The sequence below is a fragment of the Streptomyces sp. NPDC003023 genome (assembly GCF_042888225.1).
Lineage (GTDB): Bacteria > Actinomycetota > Actinomycetes > Streptomycetales > Streptomycetaceae > Streptomyces.
On record NZ_JBIAPL010000017.1, the window covers coordinates 33,697 to 56,964 of the forward strand.

The window sequence follows — 23,268 nt, forward strand, 5'->3', positions numbered from 1 at the left end:
GGCCGCGGCGGCCGAAACGCCATTGAAAAGTGTCGAGATCACATGCCCTTCCCACCGCCTCGGCGGGGGGAGCGCCGGCCTCCGCCACCCCGAAAGCGATCCGTCCGTCGGCTCCCACCTGCATAAACTCCCCGATGCGCCCAGTCGGTGGAGCGCGCTAGAACCGCATAGCCGAAACAGGCCCCGGGCTCTCGCGAACAAAGCCTCTACGCGGTATCGGCGGCGCATGCGCCGAGCCGGAGAAGGCCGATCGGACAGGCCCAACTGCGGCCGCGGCAGGGCTTCCTGGCCAATCCGCAGCCTGGACAGTCACTCGGATCTCTATATGCTTGCCGCATGCAGCCTCCTGTCCCGCCTCCTGCAATCGCCTCCCGCCTGGCCAACGTCGCTTCCTCGCCGGTCCGGGACATCTTGATGCTCACTGCACGCCCCGAAGTGATCTCCTTCGCGGGGGGACTTCCGGCTCCGGAGCTGTTCGACATCGATGGCCTCAAGTCGGCCTTCGACCGTGTAATGACCGACGGGCCCAGCCGAGCCCTCCAGTACTCCACCACCGAGGGCGACGCCGACCTGCGCGAGGCCATCGCGCAGCGCCTCACGGCACGCGCGCTGCCGACCGGCGCCGACGACCTGATGATCACGACGGGCTCGCAGCAGGCCCTCACCCTCATCACCACGGCCACCCTGGAACCCGGCGACGTCGTCCTCGTCGAGGACCCCTGCTACCTGGCCGCCCTCCAGACCTTCGGCTTCGCCGGCGCCCGCGTCGTCCCCGTCCCCACCGACGACGACGGCATCATCCCCGAGGCCCTGGACGAGATCGCCGCCCGCGAACCCGCCAAGCTGCTCTACCTCGTCCCCACCTTCCAGAACCCCACCGGCCGGACACTTCCGGCCGCGCGGCGCACCGCCGTCGCCGAGGCAGCCGCCCGGCACGGCTTCTGGATCGTCGAGGACGATCCCTACGGCGAACTGCGCTACGACGGTGAGCAGGTCCCCTGGATCGCCACGTTCCCGGCCGCGTCCGACCGCACCGTCCTGCTCGGCTCCTTCTCCAAGATCATGGCTCCGGGCCTGCGCCTCGGCTTCCTCCGAGCCCCCGCGGCCATCCGCCGGTCCTGCGTCATCGCCAAGCAGGCCGCCGACCTCCACACCTCCACCGTCGACCAGGCCGTGGCCGCCCGGTACCTGCGCGACAGCGACCTGGACGCGCACGTCCGGACCATCCGCGACGCCTACCGGGAACGCCGCGACGCGCTCCTCGACGGCCTGCCCGCCGCCCTGCCCTCCGGCAGCCGCTGGAACCGTCCCGGCGGAGGCATGTTCGTCTGGGCCGGTCTGCCCGAGGGCCACGACGCCACCGAGCTCCTCCATGTCGCCATCGGCCACGAGGTCGCGTACGTCCCCGGTGCCCCCTTCTTCGCCGGCACCCCCGACCCGGCCGCCCTGCGTCTCTCCTTCACCACGCACTCCCCGGAGGAGATCACCGAGGGCCTGCGCCGTCTGGCCAAGGCGTTCGCGTAAGCCACGCGTCCCAGAAGGGATTTCCATGCCCACCGAGTCGGCCGTCCTCGTCGACGACGCCCCGATGACCCCCGCCGCGCTCAACGAGATGATCGCGCGGGACTTCCAGGACTACGCCGCCTGTCACGTCACCGAGGCCACCGGAACGCACCTCACCATGGAGGCCGACGGCGCCCGCCTGCGCACCCGCCCCGGCGGCAGTGTCTCCGGCCCCGAGCAGGCCGCTCTCGTGGACCTGGCCGCCTTCCTCCTCGTCAACGCCCGTCTGGGCCGCCCCACCCTCATGGCACTGACCAGCTCCATCCAGATCAGCTACCTCAGCCGCCCCCGCCCCGGCCCGTTGCGCACCCACGCGGAGATGGCCAAGTTCGGCAGCCGCCTCTGTGTCGTACTCACCGAACTCCGCGACGGCGCCGGCACTCTGGCCGCAACCGCGACGGTCACCTACTCCGTGCCCCCCGTGGCGCGCAGGGCAGACCCGCGGAGGGGGAGCATGCCGGACGGAAGCCCGGCGGGAGACCCTCCGGCCGGGGGCGGATCCTGATGTCCTGGGCGCACCCCCGGCCGCCTTTCAGTCGCGTCGTCTGCAGTTGAGGAAGACCTGCTCCTCGGGCGGCACGTCGCTGATCGCCGGGGCGTATATGTAGGACGACTCCTTGACGATCTCGAAGTGCTCCGCGACAAGCCTGCGCAGCTCCTCGCGGAGGTAACCGGACACCCGGATCGTGTTGCCGAGGAAGGGGATCGGGCGGTTGTCGACGTCCGCCTCGACCATCGAGAGGATGAACAGGCCACCGGGTTCCAGCAGATGGTGGACCGTCCGCAGCGCCTGGGGGATCTCGGCGCGGGGAAGCATGAGCAGGGAGAAGAAGGCCGCGACCGCGTCGAAGCGGCCCAGGTCCACCGGGCCGCCGGGGGCGAGGTCCGAGACGTCCAGCTGGTGGAAGGTCGCCTCGGGGACGTTCTCCCGGGCGAGTTTCACCATGCCGCCCGACAGGTCGACGCCCACGACCTGGAATCCGGCATCCGTCATCTGGCGCGCGGTCGGAACGCCTGTTCCGCAGCCGAGGTCCAGCACCCGTGATCCGGCAGGCAGCGTCCCGGCCAGCCACTCACCGGCAAAGACCTGTCCTTCCTTGTGGGGGAAGGCCTCGTCGTAGCGGTCGCCGATGGCGTCGAACGCCTCCGCCTGTTCCCTTCGATCGGGGCGCATGTCCTCGTAGTCGGCCCCGTCGGCCCCGTTGATCACGAAAGTGTCCTTCCGTAGCTCACCTGAAGTGGCCCCCATCATTGCGCGTACCGGTGCCCTTCCTGAACCGCTGGGGCAGGAGCAGTCGGGGGAGTTCGCGTTCACCTGCCGAGGACGGTGAGGCCGAGCCCGGCACTGCCGGGAGAGGCGCCGGATCCGACGGACGGAACCAGGCCGATGCGACCGGCCGGCGGGGCGGGACGGAAATGTGGAGTGGATCTTGCTCCGGATGGCGTAAGGTTGTGTTCACCGACGCGGGGTGGAGCAGCTCGGTAGCTCGCTGGGCTCATAACCCAGAGGTCGCAGGTTCAAATCCTGTCCCCGCTACTGATGACACCGGCCCGGTGGGCGATCCGAATGATCGCCCACCGGGCCGGTGCCGTTTCCCGGCACGGTTCCTCGGGGTTTCGCGGTGTTCGCCCGGTTGGACGACGGGGAGTCGCTGCTCGGCGCGCCGACGCTCAGCCTGGGGAGGGCGCGGTACTGTCCGCAGCCGTCAGCGGACCCGGCAGGAGATCACCTTTGGGACAGGAGTGGCGAGACCAGGGCGGCTCCCGTCGAGCCCCCTGGTACATGTGCGCGCTGCCCCCGGCGATGATCGTCGGCGGAGTGGTCTTCGACCTCATGACTCCGACCCGCTTCACCGCGGTGCCGCTTTTCGCCGCCGCCCCGCTCCTCGCGGCACCGATCGTCTCCTGGGTGGCGACCCTGCTCACCGGTGTCGCCGCTCTCCTGGCCGTCACCGGTATGCACGCCATCAACCGGAGCTTCGCCGAGATCACGGCTCTGACGGAGACGACCACCGTGATCACGGTCGCGGTCCTCGCGCTGCTCATCAACAACGTCGTACGCCGCAGCGGTGAACGGCTCGCCTCCGCCCGGGTGATCGCGGAGACCGCCCAGCGTGCCGTGCTGCCCACGCCGGTCGACCGGATCGGCGGCCTGCACATCGCCGCCCGTTACGAGGCGGCACAGGCGGGCGCGTTCATCGGCGGAGACCTGTTCGCGGTGCAGGACACGCCCTACGGTGTGCGTCTCATCGTCGGCGACGTACGGGGCAAGGGGCTGGACGCGGTGGGGACCGTCGCCGTGCTGATCGGCGCGTTCCGTGAGGCCGCGGAGCAGGAGCGTTCGCTCGAGGGCGTGGCCCAGCGGCTGGAGCGCGCACTCGGACGGGAGGGCACGCGGCGGGAGGGCCTCGACGCCGTCGAGGGGTTCACCACCGCCGTGCTGGGTGAGATTCCCCGTGGCACTCCTCTGGTGCGGCTGGTGAACCGCGGCCACCCCGAGCCGCTGGTGCTGCACGCCGACGGGAGCCTGGACGTGCTGGAGCCCTCCCAGGCCGCACTGCCGCTCGGGATGGGCGAGTTGGCGGGATGGCCGGACCGCGCCCAGGAGTACCCGCTGCCCGACGGGGCGACGCTGCTGCTCTTCACGGACGGGGTCACGGAGGCGCGGGACGACCACGGGGACTTCTACGACCCCGTCGCACGGCTGGGCGGTCGTCTCTTCCCCGGGCCGGGGGACCTGCTGGACGCACTGGTCGACGACGTACGCCGGTACACCGGCGGCGGATCGAACGACGACATGGCGCTGCTGGCGGTCGGCCGCCCCGCGAAGGGGCAGCCGGAACGGCGCACGACGGTGCCGGTGGTCCCTCCGGAGCCGGGGGCCGGCGGCTGAATCGGTTCCAGTGCTCGAGTGGCGCGGGACGGTGTGCACGTTCCGTAGTCGGAGGGCACCCCTGCGCATAACAACTGACACAACATCAGAAACTCGATGCCCGCTGACGTTTGATCAAGTCGCCCGGTTCCGCCCGCGTCTGTCCGGTTAAGTCCCGCCCGGAATCGTTAATGATCAATCGGAAGAGCTTGGAATCGGGCACCGCCTTCTATTAACGTTCGATAACGCAGCGCGGTCGTCCAAGTCGTCGTAAGAGGCGGCGCCGCGCGCACGCGCCGAATCCCGCAAGGGAACCGGGGAACCACCAATTGGGGTGAATCGGTCACCTCTGCCGCGCAGTTCGCGGTCGAGGCGCCCGTAGGAGACCTTCCTGCTCCGAACCCGTCAGCTAACCCGGTAGGCGAGAAGGAAGGAAAGGAGAACGCCTTCGTGGCGTCCAACATGCCTGCCCCCGAGGTCCGCTTCGCGTCCGAACGCTTCGGCGCCGACGCCCCCGAGCGGACCCTGGAGGAATGGAATCCCACCGAGGAATCCATCCGCCCGGTGCGCGGTCGGCACCGTGTCATCAAGCAGCGCGGCGGACTCGCCCGCAGCTCCACAGTGCTCGGCGTCGGCGTGATCGCCGCTGTCGGCGCGGGCGGCATAGCCACCGCGCAGGACAAGCCGGCCGTCTCCATCTCCCTTCCCGACGCGATCACGGACAGTCTTCCCGACGCCAAGTCCCTTCCCGGCGTCGGCTCTCTGCTCGCGGACGACTCCGACGCGGCAGAGCTCGCGAACACCGCGCCGCTCACGGCCGCGACCACCGTCGCCGACGGTGGCGACGAATCCGCCGGGGCTGTCGGCGCGGGCGAGGCGCTTCGCGCGCGCATCCTTCAGCAGGCGGAGCAGCAGCAGGCCGAGGCGGACGCGGAGGCCAGGGCAGCCGCGGAGAAGCTCGCCGCGGAACAGGCCGCGTCCGCAGCGGAGAAGCAGCAGAGCGCGGCGGAGGCCAAGGCCGCGGAGGAGAAGCGGAAGGCGGAGGAGGCCGCGCGGGCCAAGGCGGAGGCCGAGCGTCTCGCCGAGCTCGCGAAGAGCTTCGCCCTGCCCACCTCCTCGTACACGATCACCTCCACGTACGGAGAGTCCGGCTCGATGTGGTCCTCCGGCCAGCACACCGGCCTGGACTTCGCCGCGCCGACGGGAACCCCGGTCAAGGCCGTGCACGGCGGCACGGTCAAGTCGGCCGGCTGGTCCGGCTCCTACGGCTACCGGATCGTCCTCGAGCTCGACGACGGCACCGAGGTCCTGTACGCCCACCTGTCGTCGATGACGGCGAGTGCCGGCCAGACCGTGACCACCGGCGAGACGATCGGGCGCGTCGGCGCCACCGGCAACGTCACCGGGCCGCACCTGCACCTCGAGGTGCACACGCCGGGCGGATCCGGCATCGACCCGATGGCGTGGCTGCGCGGCAAGGGCCTCACCGTCTGATCCCTGCCCGGTACGGGGGAAGCAGCACTCTTCCCCGTGCCGGGCGGTCCCGTTGTCTCCGGCAGCCACGACGCCCACCCCCCGCGTCGGGGCTGTCGGACTGTCCGCCACCGGTCGGGTCGGCAGGCCGTCCGGTCGGGCCGTCCGGTCGGGTCGTGCGGTCGGCAGCCGGTCGGGTCGTGCGGTCGGCAGGCCGGTCAGGTCGTGCGGCGCTCAGCGGCGGTACGGGTTCCAGCCGTCGTAGTCGCGGTACGGCGCCGGCGCGGGGATCCTGCTGGTCATCCGGGCCGCGTAGTCCAGCGAGGGCCCCGCCACCTCCCTGCGCTGCCAGAGATGGTGCAGCAACTCCTGCTCCCGCGCCACGAAGTCCGGCTCGGCCGCGCCGCGACGGGCCCGGTGACGCAGGAAGGCCAGCGAGGTCGCGAACGCCTCGTACTCCGACACCGCGTGCCCGGCGGCGGGGCCGTACGTGCGACGGGCGAAGTCGCGCGCCATCGTGCGGGCCCGCATCGACGACAGGGCACGAGGTTCCGCCGGGGACATCCAGCCCGCCGCGGCGTACGCGGGCAACTGGTCGGATATCGTGCGCAGCTCGCGCTGCCGGGTCCATATCGTCAGCCAGGTGAGCAGGCCGAAGACCGGGACCATGAACGCCCCGTACACGGCGTAGAAACCCCACGGGCCGAGCATCGATGCCGAGCCGTTCCACAGCGCGTGCACGCCCATCGCGAGCGCCAGGCCCAGCAGCGGCAGACCGGTACGCCGCAGCCGCCGGTGGCGGCGCGAGCCGAGCGCCGCCAAGCCGAAACCGATGCCTGTCAGCACGGTGAAGAGCGGATGGGCGAACGGCGACATCACTATGCGCACGAAGAAGGTCGCGGCGGTCACGGAGGCGAAGCCCGACGTGCCGATCGTCTGGTCCTCGTCGAACGCGCTGCCCAGGTAGAGGATGTTCTCGGTGAAGGCGAAGCCGGTCGCGGTGAAACCGGCGACCACCACGCCGTCCACGATTCCGGTGAAGTCTCTTCTGCGGAACATGAAAAGGAGCAGTATCGCGGCGGCCTTCGCGCTCTCCTCGACGATCGGTGCGACGACCGTCGCCCCGAGTGTGTCGGCGGATGCCGGGTCGGCGGTCGCCGTGGCTATCCAGCGGGTCGCGAACGTGTTCGCGATGATCGCGATCAGTGCCGCGGCGCACGCACCCCACGCGAAGGCGAAGAGCAGGTTCCGCCAGGGTCCCGGCTCGACCCGGTCGAGCCAGCGGAACGCCGCCAGGAGCAACGGGACCGGCAGCGTGGCGAGAGCGAGGCCGACCAGGAACCCGTGGTTGCCGGTCTGTTCGCGCACCAGCACCAGGATCACCAGGCCGCACAGGGCGAGCAGGGTGATCACCACACCCGCGCGGACCGCCCTGCTGTGCCGCAGCCTCGAGACGGCCCGGGCCCGGTAGCGCCGGCGCGTCGGCTCCGGCACCTCGGTGAGGAGCGCGTCGACATGCCGCTGCTCGCGTGCGGGAAGCACCGGATGCGGCGGCACGCCGGGGCCGTCCGGGCCGCCCGGGCCGTCCGGGCCGGACAGGTGATGCGGGCCGGACGGGTGATGCGGGCCGTGCGCCGGTGGCTGCTGCGCGGACGAGTCTGACACCCGTCGACCCTAACCAGGCACACTGACAACCGGCGACGGCACGGGAAATGCCGTGGGCACGCCGGGCGACGGCTCACGGCGTCCGGTCGCTCGCGTCACGCCTGCGGCCGGGTCCGGCTGAACAGCAGGTCGTGGACCTTGTGGCCCTTGTCGAGTCCCTGCCCCTCGAACCGGGTCAGCGGGCGGAAGGCGGGACGTGGTGCGAAACCGCCGCCCTCCACGGTGTTCTCGAAGTCCGGATGTGCCGAGAGCACTTCGAGCATCTGCTCGGCGTACGGCTCCCAGTCGGTCGCGCAGTGCAGGATCGCGCCGGGCCTCAGCCGCTGGGCGGCGAGGGTGAGGAAGTCCGGCTGGATCAGCCGCCGCTTGTGGTGCCGCTTCTTCGGCCAGGGGTCCGGGAAGTAGACGCGCATGCCGTCGAGGGAACCGGGCGGGAGCATCTCGCGCAGCAGGATGATCGCGTCGCCGTTCGCCACCCGGATGTTCGACAGGCCGTTCCGCTCCGCGAGACCCAGGAGGTTGCCCTGGCCCGGCGTGTGGACGTCGACCGCGAGGATTCCCGTCCCGGGGTCGTCCGCGGCCATCTGCGCGGTGGCCTCGCCCATCCCGAACCCGATCTCCAGGACCACCGGCAGCCCGCCGAACATCTCCCCGAGGTCGAGCACCCGGTGCCCGTCGATGTCCATGCCCCACACCGGCCACAGCCGCTGCAGCGCATCGCCCTGCCCGGCGGTGACCCGGCTGCGGCGCGGCTGGAAGCTGCGGATACGCCGCTCGTGATGCGAACCGGCGGGGTCGGCGGCGGGCCCGCCGGGGAACCGGGGCTCGCCCTTGGCGCGGATGATGTGGTGGTTTCGGAACTCAGACACAGTGATGCCGATTCTACGAGGACCCGCACCCGTGCCGTTCCGGGCCGGCTCGTGACCCGGTGCTGCTCCGTCCCGTCCGCGGCGCCGGCCCGGGGCCTGAACAACGGGGGCGAGGCCGGGCGGCCGAGGCGGGGTGGTGACGGTGGGCCGAGGTCAGCCGGTGCGGCGGAGACGGGTCGTGGAGAGCGACACGAGCGCGCGGCGGGCGACCTCTCGGCCGATCGGGAGAGAGGCCGTCGCCGCCGGGGAGGGCGCGTTCAGGACGTGCACCGTCCGTGGCGCCTCGCGGATCAGGAAGTCGTCGGCCAGTGTCCCGTCCCTGAGCACCGCCTGCGCCCGTACGCCCGCCGGGGCAGGGCGCAGGTCGTCCTCGGTCACCGCGGGCAGCAGCCGCCGCACCGCCGCCGTGAAGGCGCGCTTGGAGACCGAGCGGTGCAGCTCACCCGCCCCGTACCGCCAGTGCCGGCGGGCGATGTGCCAGGAGCCGGGCCAGCCGAGGGTGCCCGCGAGCTCGAATGGTCTGACGGCCGACCAGCTGTAGCCCTCGCGGGCCAGGGCCGGGACCGCGTTCGGCCCGACGTGGACGCCTCCGTCGATGCCGCGCGTGAGGTGGACGCCGAGGAAGGGGAACGCCGGGTCGGGCACCGGATAGACAAGGCCGCGTACGAGACCGGGCCGGGCCAGGTCGTAGTACTCCCCCCGGAAGGGGACGATCCGCATGCCGGGGTCGTCGCCCGCCAGTCGTGCCACCCGGTCGCAGTGCAGCCCGGCGCAGTTGACCAGCACCCGGCCCCGTACGACCGTGCCGGAGCGTGTTCGCACCGCGACGCCCCACGGGCGGCGGTCGACGACGGTGACCTCCTCGCCGTACCGGACGTCCGCGCCGGACGAGGTGGCCAGCTGCGCCGCCACAGCCGCGTAGTCGCAGATCCCGGTTGTCGTCACATGGATCGCGGCGAGCCCGCGGACCTGCGGCTCGTACTCCGTGATCTGCGCCGGGCCCAGTTCCCGCACGGGGATGCCGTTCTCCCGGCCGCGCTGGACCAGGGCGTGCAGCCGCGGTAGCTCGTCCCGGTCCGTGGCGACGATCAGCTTGCCCGTGACCTCGTGATCGATGCCGTACTCGGCGCAGAACTTGACCATCTCGGCGGCGCCGCGCACCGCGTACCGCGCCTTGAGGGAGCCGGGGCGGTAGTAGATCCCGCTGTGGATCACTCCGCTGTTGCGTCCCGTCTGGTGGCGGGCAGGGCCCTGCTCCTTCTCCAGGACCGTCACCCGGGTGCCGGGAGCCGCGCGTGTGAGTGCGTACGCCGTCGAGAGGCCGACGATCCCGCCGCCGACCACCAGCACGTCACAGTCGAAGTCCTGCCAGGACGCCCTCACCGCGTCACCTCCCACCCCGATAGTGCACTGGCCCGCTGACAACGCGCTTAAACCAGCCGACGCGCGGGAGACACGTCCTCGTGTCCGACGCCCGGTCCCGGGGGGCCGGGGCGCGGGAGTCCGGGGCGTGGGCTCCGTACGGGCCGCGGGCGTCAGGCCGGCGTCATCAGCAGCGGGCGGGCCCGCTCACGCAGCTCCATCACCCTCGGCTCGTCGCCGTACGGTTCGAGACGGTGCAGGAGGTCCCGCACGTACTCCGTGGTCCGCGCGGAGGAGATGCGGCCGGCGACCTCCACCGCCCGGGTGCCCGCCGCGCACGCCGCGTCCAGGTTGCCCGACTCCAGCTCGGCGACCGCGGAGACCACGAGGCGCAGACCGTGCGAGCGCACGTACTCCTCCGTGGGCCGGGACAGTGCCTGCTCGGTGAAGCGCCGGACCTGCCGCGGCGCCTTCAGGTCGCGGTAGCACTCGGCCGCGTCGGCCGCGAATCTGTCGTACGAGTAGAACCCCAGCCAGGAAGGGTCGCCGTCGCCTGCCCGTGAGCGCTCCAGCCAGCCCTCCGCCGCCTTGAGCGCGGCCCCCGCGGCCTGCGCGTCGTTCGCCTTGGCGTGGGCGCGGGCCTCCACCAGGCGGAAGAAGCTCATGGTGCGGGCGGTGGCGAGCCCCCGGTTGCGTTCCAGTGCCGCCTGGGCGAGGTCGACGCCCTCGTCTGCGAAGCCCCGGTACGTCGCCTGCAGGGACATCGAGGCGAGGACGTACCCGCCGAGCGGGACGTCCGCGGCGGCACGCGCCAGACGAAGGGCCTGGATGTAGTACCGCTGCGCGGCCTCCTGCTGCCCGGTGTCGAAGGCCATCCACCCGGCCAGCCGGGTCAGTTCGGCGGTCGCGCCGAACAGGGCGCGGCCGACCTCGTCCGAGTACGAGCCGAGCAGCAGCGGGGCGGCGTCCACCCGCAGGCACTCGGGGACCATGGACGAACGCCAGTCGCCGCCCCCGTACTTGGAGTCCCAGCGGCGGGCGTCCTCCGCCGCCTCACGCAGCTTGGCGACGTCGCTGTGACCCACGCGTGCGGGTGTGTCGCCCGTGTCCGCAATGTCGGCGGTGTCAGGAGGGTCGGAGGGGGAGCCGGAGGGGGCGGTGTCGGGCGCCGCCGGGGAGCCGCCCGTGGTGTCGAGCAACCGCTCGACCGACGGGTCGGCCGGGGTTATCAGCCAGCGCGACGCGGGCGTCGCATAGGCGCTCACCGCGAACGACCCGGCCAGGGACTGCCATATCCCGCCGCTGCCGGCCCGTCGGCCCGCGAGGTCCAGCCGGTACAGCTCGGTGGCCGATTTCACCGCCTCGCCGATGTCGCGGGGGAAGGCCAGACCGACCTCCGGGGCCGGGTCGGCGTCCGCGAGACCGATCTCGTGGAGCGGAACCGGACGGCCCAGTTTGGCGCCGATGGCTGCCGCGATGAGATGGGGTGCGGCGCCCTGCGGCACCATGCCCTTCGAAACCCACCGGGCCACCGACGTCTTGTCGTAGCGAAGGGTCAGACCCCGCTGTGCGCCGAGGTCGTTGACCCGCCGCGCGAGGCCCGCGTTGCTGATTCCCGCGAGGGCGAGAACCGTGCCGAGCTTTTCGTTCGGCCCGCGTTGCTCCCTGGACATGCGCCACCCCTCGACACGCAGACGGCTGCCGTGCGCGGCCCGCGCACGGCATTCGTGCTGGGTCCTCCCGGTTCACAGCCCCCGATCCCGACCCGTCCCGGCTGCAAAAGCATGTGGCCGAGCCCTGCGGAATATGCGCGCCTGCGGAGAACATCAGTAAACACAGCGTAGTTCGCCGCATCCCGACCGTTAAGGGGGCAACTTCCCTATGGCGGGATTGTTGTCCGTACGGGTCGTCGGACGCCGGCCCTCGTGCTCCCGCCGTGTGGCCGTGCGCCCGTCCGTGCGCTCTGCACGGTCGGACGCGGGAGCGCTTCCATGAGTGCTGCGTGGGTCGGCCCGCTGCGCACTGGAACCAGCGGGCTGGGGGACACCGCCGCCTCAATCCCCGCGGGCGGCGGACAGGGCCCGGGAGGTGAACTGCACCTCCCGGTCCGTGTGTTGGGCCAAACGGGCACGCCTGCCAGGCTTCGAGAATGGCTGAATACCGCCGCTCCGCACTCCCTCTTCTGCGCCTTCCACGGACCCCTGGCGGCCCCGGTGCCGGCTCGCGGACCGTCGGCAAATCGCCAATGCCAGGGGCGCGTTCACTTTTTGCGCGCGCTACCAGGACCCCCTCGCACGCGCCTCCTTCGTGGCAGCATGTTCCCGAACGGCTTCGGCAATGTGTGGAGGCGGCGATGCGGTGGCTGGTGGGGTGGAGCAGTATCGCCGCGAACTTCGGCACGGTCGGAGCCGTCGGAGCGTCCGAAGAGGGCCGCACCGTGCACCCTGTCGGCGCCCAACTCCTGTGGAGCGACCCCGATCCCCTGTGGGCGGTCGGCGACTGGCGCCCCGACGAGGTGCGCGTCATCACCGCCGAGCCGCACCAGCGGCCGTACTCCGTCCCCGCGGGCGCCCAGACCCCGGCCGTGACCCGGCTCGCCGTACTCGGCTGCTGCGCCGCCAGTGACGAACAACTGCGCGTCGGACTGTTCGCGGCGCGCGGCGGCGCACTGAGGCACCTGACGGCATGGGCGGGCAGCTACACCGTCGTCGTCCAGGTCGGCCGCCGGATCACCGTCGTCGGCGATCTCGCGGGCGCCCGGCCCGTCTTCTACACGCCGTGGGCGGACGGCACGGCCTACGCGACCGCCGCCCTTCCCCTGGCCGACCTCATCGAGGCCCAGCTCGACATCGGTCACCTGGCCGCACTGCTCGCCTGCCCGGAGGCACCGGAGGCGCTGCGCGACTCGACGCCCTACGCCGGCGTCAGACGCATCCCGCCCGGCCACGCGCTGGTCCTCCGCGAGGGCTCGCGGGAGATCACCGGGTACGAGCCGGTCGCCTCACTGGCCGTCGCCGCCCCCCAGGTGGAGGCCACCCGTGCCATCGACGGCGTGCGGGACGCACTGGTCGAGGCGGTACGGGCCAGGCTGACCGCGCCGCGGCACGCGCCGGAGACTCTGCCGCCCGACCCCGGACCCGTCCCCGGCATGGGGCCGGCCGAACGCCGCGCCGCGCGGGGCGCGCCCGCGCCCGGGATCGGGGCCGACCTCTCAGGGGGCAGCGCCTCCAGCACCCTCGCACTGCTCGCGGCCGGTCTGCCCGGCGTGCCGGGCACCGTCCTCGGGCACGGCACGGGCGCAGGCGAGCGGCTCCTCGCCGTCACCTACAACGACCTGGCCACCAGCGGCCACGAACTGCGCGAACCGGAGCTGGAACGGGCCCGTGCCATCGCGGCCAACCCCCGGCTCCACCATGTGGTGGTCGCCGCCGGTGAGGAAGGACTGCCCTACACGAACCTCGAGTCCGGTCCCCTGACGGACGAACCCGCACCGTCGCTCGTCACCGCGGAACGCCATCGGGGCCGGCTGGCCGCGGGCAGCGCCGACCACTTCACCGGCACGGGTGCCCGGCAGGTCCTGGACGCGCATCCGGCGCGTCTCGCGGATCTGCTGCTGGACCGGCGCAGACGCCACCTGCTGAGGCCGGTGACCGCCCTGGCCCGCTCAGAACGGCCCTCGCCGCAGTCCCTGTTCGTGCCGCTCACCGTGTACCGGGCGGCGCGCAGGCTGGCCCGTACGACCTACCGCACCGGCCTCGAGACGGCTGCCGACGACCTGCTCGTCGCCAACCGGTCGGGTCCGGCCCTTCGCAACGGGGCCGTGGGTGCGTCACTGGCCGCGCTGGCCTGGTCCCGGCCCGGGCCGGCGGCACGCTGGCTGACCGGTGAGGCACTCGCTGAAGTATCGGTTCGCCTGACCGAGGCGGCGACTCGGCCGACATCCGTGCAACGGCCCGGCGAGGCCCGGGCGCGAGCGGCACTCACCCGTCACGCGTCCGACCACCGGATCCTGGAGCAGGCCGCGGAGATCCGCAGCCAGCGCCTGCACGCGCCCTTCCTCGACAACCAGGTCGTACGGGCCTGCCGCGACCTGCCCGAATCGCTGAGGGTCCAGCCGGGGGCGCGGGCCGCCGTGCTGCGCACGGTCCTCGGGGGCGCGGGCATCCATGACCTGCCGCCCGGCTGGGGCTCCCCGACCCACGCGTCGACCGCCGCGGCGGCCCGTGCGGGACTGCGGGTCGCCCTGCCCGACCTGCTGGCCCTCTTCGACGCGCCGCTGCTCGCGGACGCGGGGCTGGTGGAGGCACGGGTGGTGCGCAAGGCGCTGCGCGCTGCGGCAGAGGGCGAGCCCGTCCCGCTGGACGGCCTCGCGGACCTGATCTCGACGGAGCTCTGGCTGCGGAGACTGCTCTCGCGCCGGGGCACCTGCTGGACGGGTACGGCGGCGCCACGGCAGCGGGCGGTGGCGGGCGGGGTGCCGCGAAGGCCGACGCTGCAGTCGTGACGCTGCAGTCGTAGCGGGCGGTGGAGCCGAGGACGACGGGCGCCGCGAGGTGGCGGGCCCCGGCCGTCCTCAGGTGATGCGGACTCCGCCCTACTCGCAGGTGATGCGGGACTCGGCCCAGTCCGCCAGCGCCACGTGGTCCTGCGGCTTCTCCGGCTCCGCGACGAGGCGGATCGTGCGGCTGCCCGACAGCGGTACGTGGACCGGCACGGCCGGCTCACCACTGCGGATCACGGGCGAGCGCCACAACCGTGTCCCGTCCCCGTACACCGAGAAGCGCACCGCGCCCAGTCGGAGGCCGCGTGTCAGATCGTCGATGCCGACGAAGGCGTCGTAGCCGGTGCACCGACGGTTGAGGTCGATCGTGATGGACGACTTGGCGTGCGCGGTCACCCCGTGCGCGTAACGCTCCCCGCCGATCGACATGCCGGGGCGCTGCCAGAGCCAGCCGCTCTCGCCCAGGCGGATCTCCGGGCCGGTGTGATCCCCGAAGGTCCCGTACTCCAGCCGGTTCACCTGGTAGACCTCCGCCGGCGGGGGCGGGGGCGGCGTGGGTTTCGGAGTCGGCGTCGGAGTGGGTGTGGGCGTGGGCGTCGGAGTGGGTGTGGGCTTCGGGGTCGGGGTCGGGGTCGGCTTCGGCGGTGCGGAGCTCGGGGAAGGCGTCGGTGCCGGCTTCGCCGCCTGCACCACGGGAGGTTCCGGCGGCGCGGGACGGGCGGGCGCGGCCGACGGCGGAGGCGGCTCCGCGGGCTCTGCCGGCACGACGGGCTGGGCGACGGGCGGCTTGGCCGCGGGCGCCGGAGTCGGCTGAGGGTCACCGGAGAGCGCCCAGACCAACCCGGCGGTCGCGGCCACGACGACCGTCGCCGCGATGCCCGCCTTCGCCGGTGCACCCAGCCCCTCGGCGGCGACGCCTCCCGACGCGCCCCCGGTGGCGGCCGCCGCGGCGCCGGCGCCGGCGGCTCCCACCGCCCCGCCGGCCACGATCCCCGCTGCCTTGAGGGAGTACCCCGCGGCGAACCAGCCGATGACCGCGACCGGAAGCAGTGCCGGGATCCCGGCATTGACATGAGCCAGCTCACCGGCGGCGAGCCGGCACTTGACGCACTCGTCCAGGTGCTTGCGCAGACCGCGCTCCGCCCGCATCCGCAGACCGCCGCGGGAGTAGGCGCCCAGCCGGTCCGCGTACCGTGCGCAGTCGCCGCCCGTGGTGAGCGCGGTGCTCACATGGGCTTGGAGGTAGGCCTGCTTGAGCCCCTCGCGGGCCCGGCTCGCGAGCACCGCGGTGGCGTTGGCGGTCAGGCCGAAGAGCGGTGCGACCTCGCTCGGCGACTCCTCCTCGACCGTCGTGTGCCACAGGACCGCCTGCCAGCGTTCCGGCAGGGACCGGAACGCCTGCATGGCGAGCGACTGTTCCGCCTCGTGCATCGCCCGCGCGTCGGCACCCATCTCGAGGGTGTCCACGCCCGACGCATCGGTCGTGACGGCCGCCTCTGCGGCGAACGCCGCGAAATCCTCGACCAGTTGCTCACGCTTTGCGCTTTTCGTCCACGCGGCGGCGACGCGCCGCACCGTGGTGAGCAGATAGGCCCGTACCGCCTGCTCCGGTCCCGAGCCTCCGCGGACGGCCTGCAGCGTTCTCGTGAACACCTCCGCCGTCAGGTCGTCGGCGGTGTCCGCGTTGCGGCAGCAGGTGCGGGCATACCGCCGGACGGCGTCGGAGTGGCGGCGGAACAGCTCCTCGTAGGCGCTGTCGTCGCTGTCACGCATGCGCCGGATCAACTCGGCGTCGGAGACCGGTACCTCACGAGGAGGAGGCAGCACCGAATCGTGACCGCCGGCTTCCCGCTGCTGCGGCACCTCGTACTGGTCGTACGGCCACGCGGGCTCCGCCGACGCCCCGGACGCGGACGGTCTGCCACGGCCACCCTGGCTCGGCACCTGGGAGGCGGGCAGCTCGCCCGCCTCCGGACCGCCCGCGTCTCCGAGCGACTCGTCCCGCCTGTCACCGCTCATCGCGGAAGCCCCCGTAAGCACCTGCAGACCCGGCCACCGAGCAAGCGTGCCACAGAGCGGCCGTACGCCGAACCCCTTGGTACGGCAACCATTCGTCCGGGGAAACATCTCCGGGTTCGGGTGCGCCGGACCACTCTTCGGGGAAGGACCGCAGCGGCCGTACGAACAAGGCCCGTTGACGTCCGGGCGTGAGAGGTCAGGCGGATCGCGGCCGCAGGCCCTCCAGCAGGATGTCCAGCAGTCGGGCAGAGGCTGCCTCCTGATGCGCCGCGTCCGGCAGCGAAGGGGCGGGCGTGGCTATCACGAGCAGCACGTCGGCGACGGTCACATCGTCTCGCAGCTCACCCGCGGCCCTGGCCCGCTCCACGAGCCGGCCCACCACGTCCAGCAGCTCCGCCGCACCCGAGTCGTCCTGCTCCTCGAGCGGAACCGCCCGCGGCGGCACCACCCGCAGGCCGGGCTGTGACACCAGCCGCTGCTGCGGCACCCGGGTGTCGTCCAGTGCCTCGCCGTCGACCGCGACGACCGTCGAGTCCTCGTCGTCGACGCCCACCCGCAGCACCTGCGGCGGCAGCAGCCGTCCGGCGCCGGACGCCACCGAGGTGCGCAGGAAGCGTGCGAGCGCCGACCACGGCTCGTCCTCCTGCCCGAGAGCCGTGCGCGCCTGCTCGGTCAGCCGGGAGGTCTCCTCCTCGGCTATCCGGCGCACCAGCACGTCCTTGCTCGGGAAACGGCGGTAGACCGTCCCGACTCCGACCCTGGCCCGGCGCGCCACGTCCTCCATCGGCGCGCCGTATCCCAGCTCGCCGAACACTTCGCGTGCCGCGCGCAGTACGTGTTCGAGATTGCGCTGCGCGTCCACCCGCAGCGGCGCAGGGCGACCGGCCCCGCCCGGTCCCGCGTGTCCGTTCCCATGGCTGTCCGCCCCCGAAGGCGTCACAGCAGTCTGCCAATGCGAATCCTGAATATGCATGAGCGTTCCCCCGGTCATGTTGTCTCCCCCCGGAGACCTCCCCGCTGGTCCGCCGGGCATGTCGTGACCCGACACCCCGACCGAGTACGAACATAGTTGAGCCCAGGTCAATTCAGAAGGGGGTACTTCCGCACGGAGCGCCCCCCGATCGGAGCAAGAGCCGGAAGGTTCCCCATTACGCCCCGGAACCCCGGCCCTCCCGCCACGTCTGACCTGCGTTGCTTCCTTTTTGCCCCGAGCCGCTCGCCGGCCGTGCGACAGCCGTCGCCCGGTCACACAATTTGCCGGGCCTGTGGACAAACTCCCGAGGCCGTTGCCTCATGGGATGGTGAAGGCTGCAAACACCCGGGGCACGACCCCCGGCACCCCGCCGCGCACGCGCATTCTCGTCGTCGGCGGCGGCTACGTCGGGATGTACACCGCGCTGCGCCTCCAGCGGAAGCTGAAGCCGGAGCTCGCACGCGGTGAAGCGGAGATCGTCGTGGTCGCCCCCGATCCCTATATGACGTATCAGCCATTCCTCCCGGAAGCCGCGGCCGGCTCCATCTCCCCACGCCACGTCGTGGTCCCCCTCCGCCGCGTGCTGAGCAGATGCACGATCGTCATCGGCGAGGCCAAGGCCGTGGACCACGCCAAGCGCACCGCGACCGTCACCACGCTGGCCACCGAGGAGGAGGGAACCGGCTCGGTCGAGATCACCTACGACGAACTCGTCATCGCGCCCGGCTCCGTCTCCCGCACCCTGCCGGTCCCCGGCCTCGCCGACTTCGGCATCGGTTTCAAGACGGTCGAGGAGGCCATCGGCCTGCGCAACCACGTCATCGAGCAGATGGACATCGCGTCGTCCACCCGCGACCCGGCCATCCGCGACGCCGCTCTCACCTTCGTCTTCGTCGGCGGCGGCTACGCGGGTGTCGAAGCCCTCGCCGAACTCGAGGACATGGCCCGCTACACCTCGCGCTACTACCACAACCTCAAGCCGGAGGACCTGAAGTGGATCCTCGTCGAGGCCCAGGGCCGCATCCTTCCCGAGGTCGGCGAGCAGATGGGCAGGTACGCCGTACGTGAGCTGCGTGCCCGCAACATCGACGTACGCCTTGAGACGCGGCTCGACTCCTGTGAGGACCGTGTCGCCGTCCTGAGTGACGGAGCCCGTTTCCCCACCCGGACGCTGGTGTGGACCGCGGGTGTCAAACCCGCCCCGGTCCTCGCCGCGACCGACCTGCCGCTCAACGAGCGCGGGCGGCTCAGGTGCGACGCCCGGCTCGCCGTCGAGGGTGTCGAACACGCCTGGGCGGCGGGCGACGCGGCGGCGGTGCCCGACCTGACCTCGGACAAGCCGGGTGCGGAGTGCGCCCCAAACGCCCAGCACGCCGTGCGTCAGACCAAGGTGCTCGCGGAGAACATCGTGGCCTCGCTCCGCGGCGCGCCGATGCAGGAGTACGCACACAAGTACGCGGGCTCGGTCGCCTCCCTCGGGCTGCACAAAGGCGTCGCGCACGTCTACGGCCGCAAGCTGAAGGGCTATCCGGCGTGGTTGATGCACCGCGTCTACCACCTCAGCCGGGTGCCCACCTTCAACCGCAAGGCGCGGGTGTTGGCCGAATGGACCCTCTCCGGTCTCTTCAAGCGTGAGATCGTCTCCCTCGGCTCGCTGGAACACCCACGGGCCGAGTTCGAACTCGCGGCGGGAGGGGGACGACCGGTGAACCGCTCGAAGGACCAGCCGTCCGCAAGCCCGAACGAAGGGCCGAAGGGACAGTCGGCCGACGGGTCACCCGGCGGTCCCACGGGGACATGACGCCTGTTCGGCAACTTGCGGAAAGACGACTGTCAGTCCGGTCGGCCACACTGGACGTGTGACCATAGGTGGGCTCACACCTGCACAGAGTGACCCTTCGCGACAACCCATTGAGGCTAGAAAGTCAGTGAACTTCACGCGTTGGAGCGCCAGGCTCCCCGGTACGCAGCGTCGCGCCGCAGCGCGGGGAGCCGACCAGCGGCTCTCCCCGGCGCAGGGGTCCGAGGGCTCGGTGCCCGCGGCACGCGGCGAGTACGGACAGCTGGAGCCATCGCCCGACGTCCCGGCCCTCGAGGACTTCTCCGTACCGGAGATTCTCGGCCGTCTGCCCGCCCTGGTCGCTCTTGTGTACGGTCCGGACCACCGCATCGCCTACGTCAACGACGCGTACGTCGCCGCCTTCGGCCCGCGTACGGCGGGGGCGGCCGCCGCTGACGTCTGCCCCGAGCTGTCCGAACTCGGCCTGCTCCCGCTGATGGACCAGGTGCTGCGCAGCGGCAGGCCGCGCACGGTCAAGTCCCGCAGGATCAAGGGCGTCGGCGCCTCCCCGCAGCGCGGCGAGGGTTCGTACACGGTGACCTGCCTGCCCGCGGAGCGGACCGACGGCAGCAAGGAGACGGCGGGCGTCCTCGTCTTCGCGGCCGACGTCACCGACCACGCGGACGCGGCCGAGCGGTTGCGCGCCAGCGAACGCCGCCATCGCGAGACGGCCGTGACGCTTCAGCGTTCGCTGCTGCCCCAGGAGCTGGAGCAGCCGGACGATCTGCGTTTCGCCGCCACGTACCAGCCGGGCGGCACGGACGCCGCGGTCGGCGGCGACTGGTACGACGTGATCACGCTCGGCGCGGGCCGTACGGCGCTGGTCATCGGCGACGTGATGGGCCGCGGGGTCCGTGCCGCCGCCGTGATGGGCCAACTGCGCACGGCGGTCCGCGCCTACGCCCGCTTGGACCTTCCGCCGCACGAGGTCCTGCAGCTGCTCGACGGCCTCGCCGCGGAGATCGACGCCAGCCAGATCGCCACCTGCGTGTACGCGGTCCACGACCCGAACGAGGGCAGGCTCGTCTACGCCTCGGCCGGCCATCTGCCGATCCTGGTGCGGGACGAGGACGGCACGGTCCGCACGGCGGCGGAACCGACCGGCCCGCCGCTCGGCACCGGGGGCTGGCTGCACACCTCGGGCACCATCGCCCTGCCGCCCGGTTCCACCGCCGTCCTCTACACGGACGGCCTGGTGGAGCGCCGCGGGGAGGACATCGACGAGGGGATGGCGGCGCTGGAGCGCGCGCTGGCCGGGGCGACCGGCGGCCCGCAGGTGGTGTGCGACCGGCTGATCCGTTCCCTGGGCGTGACCGCGGAGCACGACGACGACGTCGCGGTGCTCGTACTGCAGCACCCCACACGCCAGGGCGCGGACGCCGAGCTGTTCCACAACGCGGCGCTCGACCTGCTCGGCGGCATCGAGGCGGCCCCGCGGGCACGGGCCTTCGCGACCGGGGTGCTCGCCTCCTGGCGGTTCTCCCCCGAGCTGCACGACCTCGGTGTCCTGGCCGTCAGCGAACTGGTCGCCAACTCCCTCCAGCACGGCACCCCACCCATGCGTCTGCGGCTCCGCAGGACCGACCGGCGCCTGATCGTGGAGGTGACGGACGGCGACGACCATCTGCCGCGCCGCCGTCGTGCGGAGACGGAGGACGAGGCGGGCCGCGGGATCTCCATCATCGCGACGATCGCCTCGTCCTGGGGCAGCCGCCGGACACCCGGCGGGGGCAAAGCGGTGTGGTGCGAGTTCGCGTTGCCTCGTTGAGCTCCGGCCTCAGTGGGCCGGGGCGACGGCTTCCTCGGGCTTGTGGACGGCCACCACTCGAGTCTTCGCCGCGAGGTACGGACGGTCCTGCACGGGGGCGAGCCGCTTGCCCAGCCGCAGCGCGAGCACCGTGATCGACAGCGAGAACAGCACGAAGGTCACGATGTACGGGCCGTGCAGCGCGGCGCCCATCGGCCCGCCCACCGCCGGCCCGACCGCCAGCGCGAGCTGCTTGACCAGGGCGAAGGCGGAGTTGTACTGCCCCACCATGGCCTCCGGCGCCAGGTCGGCGACCAGGGGCGCCACGGTCGGCGACAGCATCGCCTCGCCGAGCCCGAAGAGCGCGTACGTGGAGATGAACGCGGCCGTCGCCATGGCCTGGCTGCCGTGCCCGAGCCCCGCGTACCCCGCGGCCAGCCACGCCACCGCCCAGATGAGTCCGACGGAGGCGATGACCCGGCTGCGGCTGCGTCGCTCCACGAACCTCAGGACGAGGAACTGGGCGAGCACGATGACCGCGGTGTTGGCCGCGAGCGCGGTGCCGAGGGTCGCCGGCTCGATGCCCGCCGCCTCGGTGCCGTAGGCCGCGAGGCCGGACTCGAACTGGCCGTAGCAGGCGAAGAAGATGACGAACCCGAGGATGAGCAGCTGCACCATCGCCCGGTGCCCGAGCAGAACACGGAGTCCGCCCTTGGCGCCCGCCTCCGCGTCGGCGGGACGGGTGCCGTGGAGCGCCGGGGAGTGGGGGAGCCGCACGGTGAGTGCGATGCCGGCGAGTATCAGGAACATCGCGGCCTCGATGCCGAACAGCAGGACGAAGCTCGCCGGCCGGCTCTCGTCGACGATGTGTCCGCCGATCAGGCCACCGACACCGAGCCCGAGGTTCTGCAGGAAGAACTGAGTGGCGAAGGCGCGGGTACGGGTCGCGGTCTCGGAGCACCAGACGATCATGGTGGCGAGAGCCGGCTGCATCACGGCCGTTCCGGCGCCGAGGAGGGCGGCCGACAGGACGGCCGTCGGGACGCTGCCCGACAGGCCCATGCTGATCGCACCGATGGACGCGAGCACCGCGCCGGTCACGAGAACGGGCAGCGGCCCGCGGCGGTCGATGACGCGTCCGGTGAAGGGGAGAGCGACGAGCGCGGCCATCGCGAAGATCGCGAGCACGACGCCTGCCGTACTCGCGCCCAGATCCCGCACCTGCGCCACATAGACGTAGAGGTACGGAACGGTGAAACCGAGCCCGAACGCGCTCAGCACGTTCCCCGCGTGGATCCGGCGCATCGCTGCACCCTTCGCCTTGGTCACACTCACCTACTTCTGATCCGAGTCCGTAGAAGCCCGTAGTACTGAGCTCTGAAGACTTCAACACTAAAGTTCGACAGTTAAGAGTACACATCGAAGGACTTCAAGGCGAACGCATGCCGTGCCATACTTCGGCGCATGCCTACCGAGACCCCCGAGGCCTCCGCGACGCCCGGCCCGCAGGAGCCGAGCCTCGACGAGCAGATCGCCGCCTATCAGCGAGAGTTCGGCGATCTCGATCCCCAGGTCGAGAAGGTGGTCTCGGCCCTCGGCCGGCTCAACCGCCGGATGAACGTCGCCTACGGGCGCCAGGTAGCCGAGCTCGGCATCAGCAACGCCGAGTGGGAGGTCCTGAAGACGCTGGTGCTCTCGGGCGCCCCCTATCGCCTGGGCCCCGGCGAACTCGCGAAGCGTCTCGGCCTGACCCCGGCCGCCATGACGCACCGCATCGACCGCATGGCCGGCGAAGGGCTGGTCACCCGCGACCGTGACGAGAGCAATCGCGTACGCGTGATCGTGGAGCTGACGGACGAGGGCCGCACCAAGTGGCTCGAGGCGATGCGCATGGCAACGAACTTCGAGGAGGACCTCCTCCAGGACCTCTCTGGCGATGAGCGGGCTCTCCTCGGTGAGCTGCTGATCCGGGTGCTGCGCCGGGTGGAACACGACCAGCCGGACGCCGGCGGCCGCCTCACCGATCTGGACTAGGAAGCGCCTGCTGGACGACCTGTCCGGGCCCCTGGCGGACACTTGACACGACCCTCGGCGATCCGTAAGGTTCTTCGAGTTGTCACGGAGCCGGAACGGTTCTTCGACAGCCATCCCGCCGCGAACGCGGCAACCAAACTCAGCACGATCTCCCAGCCGGGACGAATTTCGGCATGCCGAAATTTATTTCGAAAGCTCGATTATGAGCCGCCCGGGAAATCCGCTACAGTTTGAGCGTCGGAACGGCCCAACAGCCGCGAGGACAACACCCGCTGACTGGGAATCAGGCCCGAAAGAGTCTGATAGAGTCGGAACCGCCGGAAGGCCGAAAGGCCGGAAAGCACACCGAG

General features: G+C 71.9%; 16 protein-coding genes, 1 tRNA gene and 1 riboswitch. Of the genes, 9 read left to right on the forward strand and 8 right to left on the reverse strand.

Annotation, left to right across the window (positions count from 1 at the left end; genetic code table 11):
* Positions 1-336: 336 nt before the first annotated feature.
* Both ACFYV1_RS33150 and ACFYV1_RS33155 read left to right on the forward strand, forming a co-directional pair.
* Positions 337-1,524 (forward strand): PLP-dependent aminotransferase family protein, encoded by a 1,188-nt coding sequence (locus tag ACFYV1_RS33150; protein WP_389399361.1) that lies wholly within the window; start codon positions 337-339, stop codon positions 1,522-1,524.
* Between the two features lie 25 nt (positions 1,525-1,549).
* A complete protein-coding gene (locus ACFYV1_RS33155; RefSeq protein WP_389399362.1) occupies positions 1,550-2,068 on the forward strand; it encodes a PaaI family thioesterase in 519 nt (172 codons plus the stop codon).
* Between the two features lie 27 nt (positions 2,069-2,095).
* Here the strand turns inward: ACFYV1_RS33155 and ACFYV1_RS33160 are convergent, their stop codons facing one another.
* Complete coding sequence (locus ACFYV1_RS33160; protein WP_389399374.1) at positions 2,096-2,737, reverse strand: class I SAM-dependent DNA methyltransferase; 642 nt, start codon at positions 2,735-2,737, stop codon at positions 2,096-2,098.
* Between the two features lie 289 nt (positions 2,738-3,026).
* Between ACFYV1_RS33160 and ACFYV1_RS33165 the strand changes: the two genes are divergently transcribed.
* The 3 genes from ACFYV1_RS33165 to ACFYV1_RS33175 all read left to right on the forward strand — a co-directional run bounded on the left by ACFYV1_RS33165 (position 3,027) and on the right by ACFYV1_RS33175 (position 5,929).
* Positions 3,027-3,100 (forward strand) — tRNA-Met (locus tag ACFYV1_RS33165).
* Positions 3,101-3,295: 195 nt separating this feature from the next.
* Entirely contained in the window at positions 3,296-4,456 is a 1,161-nt protein-coding gene (locus ACFYV1_RS33170; RefSeq protein WP_389399363.1) for a PP2C family protein-serine/threonine phosphatase, read from the forward strand.
* A 263-nt stretch (positions 4,457-4,719) separates the two neighbouring features.
* A riboswitch (cyclic di-AMP (ydaO/yuaA leader) is annotated at positions 4,720-4,874 on the forward strand.
* 11 nt (positions 4,875-4,885) lie between these two features.
* Entirely contained in the window at positions 4,886-5,929 is a 1,044-nt protein-coding gene (locus ACFYV1_RS33175; RefSeq protein WP_389399364.1) for a M23 family metallopeptidase, read from the forward strand.
* Between the two features lie 213 nt (positions 5,930-6,142).
* On the opposite strand, the gene ACFYV1_RS33180 is transcribed toward ACFYV1_RS33175, so the two are convergent.
* The 4 genes from ACFYV1_RS33180 to ACFYV1_RS33195 form a co-directional block, all read right to left on the reverse strand.
* On the reverse strand, positions 6,143-7,450 hold the full coding sequence (locus tag ACFYV1_RS33180; protein WP_389399375.1) for a PrsW family intramembrane metalloprotease: 1,308 nt from the start codon (positions 7,448-7,450) through the stop codon (positions 6,143-6,145).
* Positions 7,451-7,668: 218 nt separating this feature from the next.
* The gene (gene trmB / locus ACFYV1_RS33185; RefSeq protein WP_389399376.1) at positions 7,669-8,448 is read right to left on the reverse strand and encodes a tRNA (guanosine(46)-N7)-methyltransferase TrmB; all 780 of its coding nucleotides are present in this window, start codon (positions 8,446-8,448) and stop codon (positions 7,669-7,671) included.
* A 147-nt stretch (positions 8,449-8,595) separates the two neighbouring features.
* A complete protein-coding gene (gene lhgO / locus ACFYV1_RS33190; protein ID WP_389399365.1) occupies positions 8,596-9,825 on the reverse strand; it encodes an L-2-hydroxyglutarate oxidase in 1,230 nt (409 codons plus the stop codon).
* Positions 9,826-9,977: 152 nt separating this feature from the next.
* Entirely contained in the window at positions 9,978-11,477 is a 1,500-nt protein-coding gene (locus tag ACFYV1_RS33195) for an MFS transporter (RefSeq protein ID WP_389399366.1), read from the reverse strand.
* A 680-nt stretch (positions 11,478-12,157) separates the two neighbouring features.
* Here ACFYV1_RS33195 and ACFYV1_RS33200 point away from each other — a divergent pair.
* A complete protein-coding gene (locus ACFYV1_RS33200; RefSeq protein ID WP_389399367.1) occupies positions 12,158-14,308 on the forward strand; it encodes an asparagine synthase-related protein in 2,151 nt (716 codons plus the stop codon).
* 90 nt (positions 14,309-14,398) lie between these two features.
* On the opposite strand, the gene ACFYV1_RS33205 is transcribed toward ACFYV1_RS33200, so the two are convergent.
* The gene (locus ACFYV1_RS33205; protein ID WP_389399368.1) at positions 14,399-16,324 is read right to left on the reverse strand and encodes a sigma-70 family RNA polymerase sigma factor; all 1,926 of its coding nucleotides are present in this window, start codon (positions 16,322-16,324) and stop codon (positions 14,399-14,401) included.
* Between the two features lie 196 nt (positions 16,325-16,520).
* The gene (locus tag ACFYV1_RS33210; protein WP_389399369.1) at positions 16,521-17,297 is read right to left on the reverse strand and encodes a TetR/AcrR family transcriptional regulator; all 777 of its coding nucleotides are present in this window, start codon (positions 17,295-17,297) and stop codon (positions 16,521-16,523) included.
* A gap of 325 nt (positions 17,298-17,622) precedes the next feature.
* Here ACFYV1_RS33210 and ACFYV1_RS33215 point away from each other — a divergent pair, with 325 nt between their 5' ends.
* Complete coding sequence (locus ACFYV1_RS33215; protein WP_389399370.1) at positions 17,623-19,098, forward strand: NAD(P)/FAD-dependent oxidoreductase; 1,476 nt, start codon at positions 17,623-17,625, stop codon at positions 19,096-19,098.
* Between the two features lie 127 nt (positions 19,099-19,225).
* Positions 19,226-20,905 carry a SpoIIE family protein phosphatase gene (locus ACFYV1_RS33220; RefSeq protein WP_389399371.1) on the forward strand — a complete coding sequence of 560 codons (1,680 nt, stop codon included), beginning with the start codon at positions 19,226-19,228 and terminating at the stop codon, positions 20,903-20,905.
* Positions 20,906-20,914: 9 nt separating this feature from the next.
* On the opposite strand, the gene ACFYV1_RS33225 is transcribed toward ACFYV1_RS33220, so the two are convergent.
* On the reverse strand, positions 20,915-22,213 hold the full coding sequence (locus ACFYV1_RS33225) for an MFS transporter (RefSeq protein ID WP_389399372.1): 1,299 nt from the start codon (positions 22,211-22,213) through the stop codon (positions 20,915-20,917).
* Between the two features lie 135 nt (positions 22,214-22,348).
* Between ACFYV1_RS33225 and ACFYV1_RS33230 the strand changes: the two genes are divergently transcribed.
* Complete coding sequence (locus tag ACFYV1_RS33230; RefSeq protein ID WP_389399373.1) at positions 22,349-22,918, forward strand: MarR family winged helix-turn-helix transcriptional regulator; 570 nt, start codon at positions 22,349-22,351, stop codon at positions 22,916-22,918.
* The last annotated feature ends 350 nt before the right edge of the window (positions 22,919-23,268 follow it).

Coding starts and splice junctions, on each gene's coding strand:
- ACFYV1_RS33150 (WP_389399361.1), top strand. CDS start 337: ATGCAGCCTCCTGTCCCGCCTCCTGCAATCGCCTCCCGCCTGGCCAAC.
- ACFYV1_RS33155 (WP_389399362.1), top strand. CDS start 1,550: ATGCCCACCGAGTCGGCCGTCCTCGTCGACGACGCCCCGATGACCCCC.
- ACFYV1_RS33160 (WP_389399374.1), bottom strand. CDS start 2,737: ATGCGCCCCGATCGAAGGGAACAGGCGGAGGCGTTCGACGCCATCGGC.
- ACFYV1_RS33195 (WP_389399366.1), bottom strand. CDS start 11,477: ATGTCCAGGGAGCAACGCGGGCCGAACGAAAAGCTCGGCACGGTTCTC.
- ACFYV1_RS33200 (WP_389399367.1), top strand. CDS start 12,158: ATGCGGTGGCTGGTGGGGTGGAGCAGTATCGCCGCGAACTTCGGCACG.
- ACFYV1_RS33205 (WP_389399368.1), bottom strand. CDS start 16,324: ATGAGCGGTGACAGGCGGGACGAGTCGCTCGGAGACGCGGGCGGTCCG.
- ACFYV1_RS33210 (WP_389399369.1), bottom strand. CDS start 17,297: ATGCATATTCAGGATTCGCATTGGCAGACTGCTGTGACGCCTTCGGGG.
- ACFYV1_RS33215 (WP_389399370.1), top strand. CDS start 17,623: ATGGTGAAGGCTGCAAACACCCGGGGCACGACCCCCGGCACCCCGCCG.
- ACFYV1_RS33230 (WP_389399373.1), top strand. CDS start 22,349: ATGCCTACCGAGACCCCCGAGGCCTCCGCGACGCCCGGCCCGCAGGAG.